Here is an 8,117-nt window from a genome sequence, read left to right as displayed (position 1 = left end):
GACCACATCCTGCACTGGTCGACATGGCGCCGACGACGCCAACACCAAGCCCGTATCAGCCACTACAAACGACGCGGACACAGCCCCTGAAAACTGCCCAGCAATCAGAACAAGCACCGTTGCAGTATTAGGGCACACGGAGGGCACGTCACCCTAAATTGGACTAGACAACAAACGAACCCCAGGCCACTGACCTGGGGTTTCAATGTGGAGCGGGTGACGAGAATCGAACTCGCGCTCTCAGCTTGGGAAGCGACGGTGCCCGCACGGCCGCGTGGCTGCTGACCTGCGTGGATTCGTCGTGCCGACGTTGTTGCGTACGGCTGGCTGGACCGTTGTTGACCGTAGTTGTCCGCTCTTACGGGCACGCTGTGGGCACGGCTTTGCGGAAGGGGGCAGTGTGCCTTGCGTGAATGGGCCCGACGCTTGGCTCGGCCGTTCTGGATGACCGGCTCGGGGGAGATTCCCGACTGCGCAGCCCATCCGGCGAAGCGCGCTCCTGCTACGGGATCGCCGCCCGGCTCATTTGCCCGGATCGGGGCCGTACCACTGGAGCGCTTGGCCGGTGACGGCGGCGATGCAATCGAAGTCCCGGTCACGGTGGAGGAGGGTCAGCCCCTGCAATTCTGCCGTGGCGGCCACGACGAGGTCGACGGGCCCGGCGCTGCGGTGTTGTCCGCGCTGGGTGAGGGCCTCCTGGACCTGCCAGGCCCGGTCGTAGGCGCGGTCGTCGACCGGTACCCAGCCGAAGAGGAGGCGCATGTCCTCGATGCCCTGTGCGCGGTCGGCGGCGGAGCGCGCGCTGTAGAAGAACTCCAGCTCGGTAACGGGGCATGTCGCGATGAGCCCGGCTGCCGCTGCCTGGTCCCATCCGTACTGTTCGGCGTCGCCGCGCAGCAGGCGGGCGAGTGCACTGGTGTCGATCAGGAACTGCGCGGCGTTCACCGGCGGTAGTCCCCCTTGTCCTCGAAGAGGTCCAGGTCGAAGGCGCCCTCCTCCGCCGCGGCACGCAGCCGGGTGAGTGCCAGCGCTCGACGTCGGTTCTCCAGCACTTCGCGCAGGGCAGTGTTGACGGTCTCCTTCTTGGTGCTGGTGCCGAGTGCCCTGGCCACGTCGGCGACCAGCTGATCGTCGAGATCGATCACTGTCCGGCTCATCCCACCCACCTCCATGGATATCAACTATGCCATCGATTGTATCTCTGTCGATGCATAAAGTGCAGCCGGCCAGCGGCGCTGCGGCAGCGGGACTGAGCAGCTGGCGTTTCTTGCGAACAGTCACAGGCTGCGTTCGTCGAGTAATAGAGTCCCACTGTGCATTGAGTGTGTTGCACGTCACACTGTGTCGCCTGGCGGACGGTGAGGGGTCGGCGGTTCGCGTCTGACGTGCGTTACTGGGGGGTGGGGCATGTACGAGTTGATCAAGGGTGCCAATGTAGGTCTGGCGACGCTGAGCGAGAGCGTCGACTCTGTGATGGTGAGTCTGGACTGGACAAGTCCATCGGGGGAAGGCGACGCGGATGTCTCGGTTCTCCTGCTGGACGTCAACGGCAAGGTGCGCAGCGACGCCGACTTCTACTTCTACAACAACGCGGTTGCCGCCGACGGAAGTGTGCAGCTCCTGGGCAAGACGCCCACCGGGAGCGGCAACAAGGACCGGATCAGCTTCGACCTGACTGTAGTCCCGAGTGAAATCGACCGGATCGTGGTGGCCGCGAGCCGGTACGACGGAGCTCACTTCGGAGAACTCGGCGACCTGCAACTGACGTTGGCCGACGGCTCCGGCGAGAACCTGCTTCGGTTTGCGATCGATGATGCCGACTCGGTGAGCGCGTTCATCTTCGGTGAGCTCTACCGCCGCGGCGGAGAGTGGAAAATCCGGGCCGTAGGGCAGGGCTACGACGCGGGACTGGCAGGTTTGGCGACGGACTTCGGCGTCGACATCGACGACGACGCAGCGGTCGAGGAAGTGCTGGGCGGCTCGGCAGGCGACGAGCGGGCGGACGCCGTGTTTCCGGCTCCGGCCGTCGAGCGCGAACCAGTAGCGACGCTGGAGGCTGTCCCGGCGCCCCGGCGGCCCGACGTGGATACGGAATTGCGGAAGGTGCCTGCGCGGCCCCGCACCGCCAAGAAGAAGGTCACCTTGCCCAAGGTGGTCAAGAAGTCCCTGGCGGAGAACGAGTCTTGGAAGGAGGCCAGGCTCTTTCCGGTTTCTGCGCTCAAGAGTGACCGGGACCGCGAAACGCGGGCAACGTCGGTGTTGTTGTCGGTGATGGCGCAGATCCCGGAGTTCGGCAGGAGACTCACCGCCGCGTTCGGAGCGCCGGCGGGCCGCATGGAGACGTTCGCCGAGGTGTCGCTGCCACATGGTGAAGCGCCACGGCGCCCGGACGGAGTGATCCGCGTCGAGCGGGCCGGCAAGCTCTGGACGGCGCTTGTCGAGACCAAGACCAACGGGAACGCGCTCAAAGCCGAACAGGTGCAGGCGTACATGGACATCGCCGCCCGGCGGGGCTACGAGGCCGTCATCACGATCTCGAACGACGTTGCGCTGGAGGGCAGTCCGCTGGTCGATGTCAGGATCGACGGGCGGCGTAAGCACAAAGTGGCCTTGTGGCATCTGTCCTGGGCTGAAGTGGCCCACCAGGCACAGATGTTGATCCGGCACGAGGGTGTGGGCAACATGGCACACGCCTGGCTGCTCCAGGAACTGCTGCGTTACCTCCAGCACGCGAATTCCGGATGCCATGGCTTCCAGAACATGGGCGCAGCCTGGGTTCCTGTCCGTAACGGCATCGACAACGAGACCCTGTGCCAGGGAGATCCACGGGCCCTCGACGTGGTGGAGAGCTGGGAGCGGCTCATCCGTCAGGTCTGTCTCGGACTCGGTGGCGAACTCGGGCAGAGGGTCCTGCCTGTCCAGCGCTCCAAGCGCGGAACCGACCCCGGAGCCCGCCGGTCCCGCCTGGCCGATCAGCTCTGTCTCGAAGGAAGACTGCAAGCGGAGCTGCGCATCGAGGGCACGCCCGGCGTTCTTGCGATCACCGCCGACCTCCGAACGAGCAAGCTCCGCATCGCCATCGAGATTCCGGCGCCCGAGCTGGGCTATCCCTTGTCATGGGCGAAACGGCTGGTCCGACGTCTATCCGAAGCTCCCGCCGACCTCCACATCGAGACTCTGGTCCAGGGCGAGGCAGGAGGGCCACGGGGCACTTTGGAACGGCTGCGCCCGGAGCCGGGGGACATGCTGCCGAAGAACGGTACGCAGATCACCGGCTTCCGGCTGTCCCTCTTCAAGGGCATGGGCAGCGGCCGCGGTAGCGCCGAGTCCGGCTTCATCAGCAGTGTCGACGACGCCGTGCACCGGTTCTATGCCGCGGTGGTGGCCCAGCTGGATGGTCCGGCCCGGCGGACACCGTCAGCAGAACGAGCCACCACGGGCTGAGGCTGCCTCGGGGTAGCGATCCTCCGACCCCGACGACAAACGACCGCCGGGTCAATGACCTGGGGGTTCTGCATGGAGCGGGTGACGAGAATCGAACTCGCGCTCTCAGCTTGGGAAGCGACGGCGCTTGGGTGGGGGCTATGCCTCTGACCTGGGCATACATCATCTCCTGGGGTCGTTGGGCGGGCTGGTTTGCGCCGCTGTTGACCGTTGCTTTCCGCTCCTAAGGGCACGCTATGGGCACGAAGCTCTAAGGAGGGGCCTTGACCTGCCCTGTAGCACCGGCAGGCATGTGGGGAGGGCATTGCTGAAGGTGTGCCGTGATGCGGCGTTGCGGTAGCACATGTTCTGCCCGGGAGCCCGCAGAATGAGACGCTGCCGGGGAGGTCCGGTCTGCTTGGCGCCGAGGACGCTGGATCTGCGCCTTCTTCGGAGGTCTCAAGTCTCCTTCAGCTCATCGGGGTCCAGCGGCACGTCATCGAGGATCTCCACCGTCCACGTCTCTTGGAGGCGGTCCTCTTTGCCGGGGGCTGTCCGGTCCGGAAGCGTGTTCATCACGTTGCTGATCCGAACGCCGAAACCGAGATGAGCTGCGGATTGGGCAAGCTCGTAAGCCTCCTTCAACTCACCGATCATCATCAACTGTTTGATCACCGGCGGGTCGGTTACGTATCCGTCCACTTCTCGACGTTCTTCCCTCACTGCCTCTCCCGCCAGCTCTGATCAGTTGAAAGTCCTGGCAGTCAGGGTGGCCGAGCAGCGAAGACACGTACGACCGATGGTCGTTCTTGAGTGGGAGCCGATCGTTTGGTGACTGGAAAGTGCAGAAGTGACGGCATTGAAGCGGCGCATTGTATGCGCCTTCCACCAAGAGGTAACCGGCTTCCCGGAGCGACTCCCCTCGAACGAGGCATCCACCTCGACCGGGCCTGACGGGACGTCTATCAAGTCGGGGGAGCTCAACGGCGGGTCGTATCCCCGCCACGAGACCACAGCCCTTTGTCGATTTCGAGGAGGCGCAGCATGCCGGAGACGGCTGCAACAATCGCCGACGTCAGGCGCACGGAGTCCCAGGGTGCGCAAGAGCGCCGGGTAGTCGGAGGAGTTCTCGCGTCGGAGAACGGCAACCCAAACCGCTCGCCCGACGTCACATCCGACTCGGTGACGGCTTTCGAGGCCCTCACCGCCAAGTACGGCCTCCGCGTGGTGGAGTGGGACACATCCGCCCTGGAGCCCGAACTCCGCGAAAGCTACGTAGCCCATTGCCTGGAGCAGAAAGGTGACCGGATCTTCGCCGTTCCCGTCGGCCAGGACCCACGAACCCGCCTTTCAGCCCTCAATCTTCTCCTCGCGCACCAGGAGGTGACACCGGTATGACACTTCGTGACACCTCCGTGTGCGTCTACGAGGGCGGCCCCGCCGTCAAGGTCCGCTCTGGCAAGGCTGGCAACCAGTACGGACTGTGTGCTTCGTGCGCCGACATCACCGAGCGCACCGACGCCGTGAGCGAGATCATGGAGGGCTTCCGTACCCGCATGCGCGAAGCCGGACGCCTCGACGAGCGCATCGAGGACTTCATCAACGGCGTACTCATCTGCGCGCCGCTGGCGCCGGGCAGCGACCCGTTGGCCTGGATCAGCGCCGTCTTCCACCACCTTGCCAAGAAAACCGGAGTTGAAGCGGAGGTGACAGCGTGACGTCACCGTCTGCCGAGCGCGTCATTGCCCAGCTCAAGGCCAACCGCGTCTCTACCAACGCGGTCGGGCTCGGCAGCCCGGCCCTGGACGCCTGGTACGACGCGATCATCGATATCGTCACTGACTCTCCGGATCCGGAGGCCACCATCGGCGCCGTCGCTCAGCTCATCTCCCGCGAACGCCGCAAGGAACTCGCCTGTCAGCTCTACCGCGACTGCACCGAGACCGGGCCGCACTTCGATCACTGCCGTCACAACCTGAAGGTGGCGGGTAGTGACGAATACCCGGTCCTAGAGGCCGGCATGGTCGCCCTCTCGGGCGGGGACATGCGGGCGATCGTCTACATCCGCAACGAGGAGTTCGCGGATGCTGTCTCCGTCCGGGCGAAGACCACCGAACTGAGGAACCTGCTGGATCAGGTTGATGAGATGGCCGACCGGGTCTTCGCCGATCACGAGGGCCGCTCGTGACGGCGACGACCACGAAGTTCGCTGTTGATACCTGTGATTACGTTGAATACCCGTCCCAGTCGCTGGCCGCGGAGGTCGGCGAGGTGGACGAGACCGACCAGGAAACGGAGATCATCGAGGAGCCTCCGGTCGAGGACCCGGCGCTGGAGACGCCCAAGCCGACAGCACTCCGGTGCACCCACACCACTTCGGCGAGCTGGTGCCAGTCCTCACCGGCCGGGTTCAGGATCACGATGGCCGCCCGGTCCGCAATGCCGCGGTGACCGTCATCGACGTGCGGGGACGTCAGCTGGTGCGTAGCGTCACCAACGAGACCGGTGAGTGCGCCGTGGTGGGTCTCTCCGAGGAGTGCCTCAGCGTCGTGGTCTCGGCACCCGGCATGCATCCGATGGTGCATCGGACGCTGCTGCGGACCGGGACGACGATCCGGTCGGACTTCGCCCTGCACGGCAGGCCGCGAGGCCGCCACGCCAAGCCGGCGCATGTGCTCGACTCGCCGTCGTAACCGGCGTTCAGCGACGCGGTATTGAAGGCGACGTGGGTGGAGATGACGCTCGCACTGATGGGGTGTCGGGTTGCTTGCCAGGCAACCAGAACCGTTGAAGGTGGGGGATGGTCTCCCGCCATGCCGGGGATCCGGCGGTCGCGGACGCGGTGTTCCGGACGCGACCGCCGGAATCTTCCGGCCCGAGTCCTGGCCCCGGAGGCACTCACCGTGCGTATCCGGCCGGGCCAGGGCCTCCGGCTCAGCCGAACTGGCCCACCTGGTAGTCGCCGGCCGGCTGGCGGGTGATGATGTTGATGCGGTTGTAGGTGTTGATGACCGCGATGAGGGAGGTCAGCGCGACGAGCTGGTCCTCGTCGAAGTATTTGGCGGCGTTCGTCCACGCCTCGTCGGTGACCCCGCCGGCCGCGTCCGCGACCCGGGTGCCCTGCTCGGTCAACTCCAGCGCGGCGCGCTCGTCCTCGGTGAAGACCGTCGCCTCACGCCAGGCGGCGATCAGGTTGAGCCGCACCGAGGTCTCCCCGGCGTGGACCGCCTCCTTGGTGTGCATGTCGGTGCAGAAGCCGCATCCGTTGATCTGGCTGGCACGGATCTCCACCAGGTGCTGAATCCTGGCCGGCAACGTCGAGCCCGCCAGCGCCTTGCTGGCCGAATAGAGGTGCTTCACCACCTTGGCCCCGAGGGAGTTGCCGTAGTAGTCGAGACGCGGATCCATGGGGATCTCCTAACCGAGTCGCAGTTACGCACTATTGACCGGCCAGCCCCACAAGGTGTGACACCGAAGGCGGTGTGATGTGGCGAGGTGCGCGACCGGCGGTCAGACGGCCAGCCGGTCAGCAGTGCATGAGCAGCAGGATGGCCGTGCCCAGAGCCATCGATCCGTGCCAGAAGTGCTCGTAAGGCGCGTGCGCGTCGGTGGCGACGTCCACGGTGCCCGAAGTTCCGCGCAGTGCGGGCATGTCCCGGGTGAGCGACCGAAGCGCGCACGCGAGGAGGTACAACGTCAGCACTCCGGTGACCAGATCGCCGCCCTTCGTCTCCATGGAGTGACCGAGGTGCATCCAGGCCATCGCGGCCATGCCAGCGGCGTGGGGCAACCGCCGTACGAGGTCGGCCAGTCGGGATGCCTGGGAGCGCCCGCGTGCGCTCGCCGGGAACCACAATGCGCCGACTGCGAAGAAGGCCGTCTGCGGCACTTCCGGCAGCAGATGCCCCCAGGCCCACGGCATCACCGCCATGGACAGGGCCATGGCGGCGTGCAGGGAGCGGTCGACTCGACCGCGCCACCCCGAACTCCGGGTCAAGACGCCCTGGCGCACCGCGTGCACGGCCGCTGCCGCGAACAGCGCGGTCAGCATCCAGTGCACGACGTCGGCGGCACTCATGCCTCGTCGCCCTCTCCCACGCAGCGGACGGGTCCCGTTCGCATCCGGCCCGCACAAGCGGGGGAGCCGCTCAACCGGTGGGCCGCGGGGCACGCAGGTGGGCCCGCTTCTCCAGTTCCTCCTCGTCGACCAGCGTGAGCATCGGCTGACCCGGCGCGCACATCATGGTCGCGACGAACCGGGTCCGCGCATCGGTGAGGGCGTTGCCGTCCTGGTAATGGATTACGTCACCGCCCGGCTCCCAGAACGTCCCGCCGGCCCCGATCACGCGCTCCGGCTCTCCCTCCAGCTCGAAACGGACCGAGCCCTCGACGACGTACCCGAACGCCGGCCCTGAGTGGCGATGGGGTGGAGTTCCCGGGTCTCCGGGCTCCCACTCCACCTGGATGGTCATCGCCGAGGCGCCTTCGGGGACGGAGACCGGTGCGGCGTCCTGCAGCATCGTCGCCGCCGTCTTCCACCCCTCCGACCGCGGCTGTCCGACGGTCCCGTGCACTGAGTTCTTGTCCGACATCGGGTCGCACCTCCATGCGTTCGGTTCGTTGCCAGTGATGACCGGATGCGCGGTGGATCCGTGACACCGGGCGGCAACGGCGTCACAACATCGGCGCGAACC

General features: G+C 66.1%; 12 protein-coding genes. 6 read left to right on the top strand and 6 right to left on the bottom strand.

The window, feature by feature from the left end:
• Positions 1-522: 522 nt before the first annotated feature.
• Both ACTWQO_RS37195 and ACTWQO_RS37190 read right to left on the bottom strand, forming a co-directional pair.
• Positions 523-945 (bottom strand): PIN domain nuclease, encoded by a 423-nt coding sequence (locus tag ACTWQO_RS37195; protein ID WP_443241791.1) that lies wholly within the window; start codon positions 943-945, stop codon positions 523-525.
• Positions 942-1,157, bottom strand: a complete 216-nt coding sequence (locus ACTWQO_RS37190) for a type II toxin-antitoxin system VapB family antitoxin (RefSeq protein WP_443241790.1) — start codon at positions 1,155-1,157, stop codon at positions 942-944. The genes ACTWQO_RS37195 and ACTWQO_RS37190 overlap by 4 nt, the downstream gene beginning before the upstream one ends.
• A gap of 250 nt (positions 1,158-1,407) precedes the next feature.
• On the opposite strand from ACTWQO_RS37190, the gene ACTWQO_RS37185 reads away from it, so the two are divergent.
• Complete coding sequence (locus tag ACTWQO_RS37185; protein ID WP_443241789.1) at positions 1,408-3,444, top strand: TerD family protein; 2,037 nt, start codon at positions 1,408-1,410, stop codon at positions 3,442-3,444.
• A gap of 438 nt (positions 3,445-3,882) precedes the next feature.
• Here the strand turns inward: ACTWQO_RS37185 and ACTWQO_RS37180 are convergent, their stop codons facing one another.
• On the bottom strand, positions 3,883-4,125 hold the full coding sequence (locus ACTWQO_RS37180; protein WP_443241788.1) for a hypothetical protein: 243 nt from the start codon (positions 4,123-4,125) through the stop codon (positions 3,883-3,885).
• Positions 4,126-4,467: 342 nt separating this feature from the next.
• On the opposite strand from ACTWQO_RS37180, the gene ACTWQO_RS37175 reads away from it, so the two are divergent.
• From ACTWQO_RS37175 to ACTWQO_RS37155, 5 genes are read left to right on the top strand one after another with little or no spacing between them, the layout of a single operon-like run.
• Positions 4,468-4,821: a hypothetical protein gene (locus tag ACTWQO_RS37175; RefSeq protein WP_443241787.1), complete on the top strand. Its 354-nt coding sequence runs from the start codon at positions 4,468-4,470 to the stop codon at positions 4,819-4,821.
• The gene (locus tag ACTWQO_RS37170; RefSeq protein ID WP_443241786.1) at positions 4,818-5,141 is read left to right on the top strand and encodes a hypothetical protein; all 324 of its coding nucleotides are present in this window, start codon (positions 4,818-4,820) and stop codon (positions 5,139-5,141) included. Before ACTWQO_RS37175 ends, ACTWQO_RS37170 begins: the two co-directional genes overlap by 4 nt.
• Positions 5,138-5,611, top strand: coding sequence for a hypothetical protein (locus ACTWQO_RS37165; RefSeq protein WP_443241785.1), 474 nt, complete (start codon positions 5,138-5,140; stop codon positions 5,609-5,611). The genes ACTWQO_RS37170 and ACTWQO_RS37165 overlap by 4 nt, the downstream gene beginning before the upstream one ends.
• Complete coding sequence (locus ACTWQO_RS37160) at positions 5,608-5,874, top strand: hypothetical protein (RefSeq protein WP_443241784.1); 267 nt, start codon at positions 5,608-5,610, stop codon at positions 5,872-5,874. The genes ACTWQO_RS37165 and ACTWQO_RS37160 overlap by 4 nt, the downstream gene beginning before the upstream one ends.
• Complete coding sequence (locus ACTWQO_RS37155) at positions 5,871-6,116, top strand: hypothetical protein (protein WP_443241783.1); 246 nt, start codon at positions 5,871-5,873, stop codon at positions 6,114-6,116. Before ACTWQO_RS37160 ends, ACTWQO_RS37155 begins: the two co-directional genes overlap by 4 nt.
• Before the next feature lie 241 nt (positions 6,117-6,357).
• Here ACTWQO_RS37155 and ACTWQO_RS37150 read toward each other — a convergent pair whose 3' ends face one another.
• From ACTWQO_RS37150 to ACTWQO_RS37140, 3 genes are all read right to left on the bottom strand, one after another.
• Positions 6,358-6,831 carry a carboxymuconolactone decarboxylase family protein gene (locus ACTWQO_RS37150; protein ID WP_443241782.1) on the bottom strand — a complete coding sequence of 158 codons (474 nt, stop codon included), beginning with the start codon at positions 6,829-6,831 and terminating at the stop codon, positions 6,358-6,360.
• Positions 6,832-6,949: 118 nt separating this feature from the next.
• Positions 6,950-7,501 (bottom strand): DUF5134 domain-containing protein, encoded by a 552-nt coding sequence (locus tag ACTWQO_RS37145; protein WP_443241781.1) that lies wholly within the window; start codon positions 7,499-7,501, stop codon positions 6,950-6,952.
• 70 nt (positions 7,502-7,571) lie between these two features.
• Positions 7,572-8,015: a cupin domain-containing protein gene (locus ACTWQO_RS37140; RefSeq protein ID WP_443241780.1), complete on the bottom strand. Its 444-nt coding sequence runs from the start codon at positions 8,013-8,015 to the stop codon at positions 7,572-7,574.
• Between the last annotated feature and the right edge of the window lie 102 nt (positions 8,016-8,117).

Source organism: Streptomyces sp. 4N124, from assembly GCF_052245395.1.
GTDB lineage: Bacteria > Actinomycetota > Actinomycetes > Streptomycetales > Streptomycetaceae > Streptomyces.
Note: the sequence above shows the minus strand (reverse complement) of the source record. Positions and strands in the feature narration are given on the sequence as shown.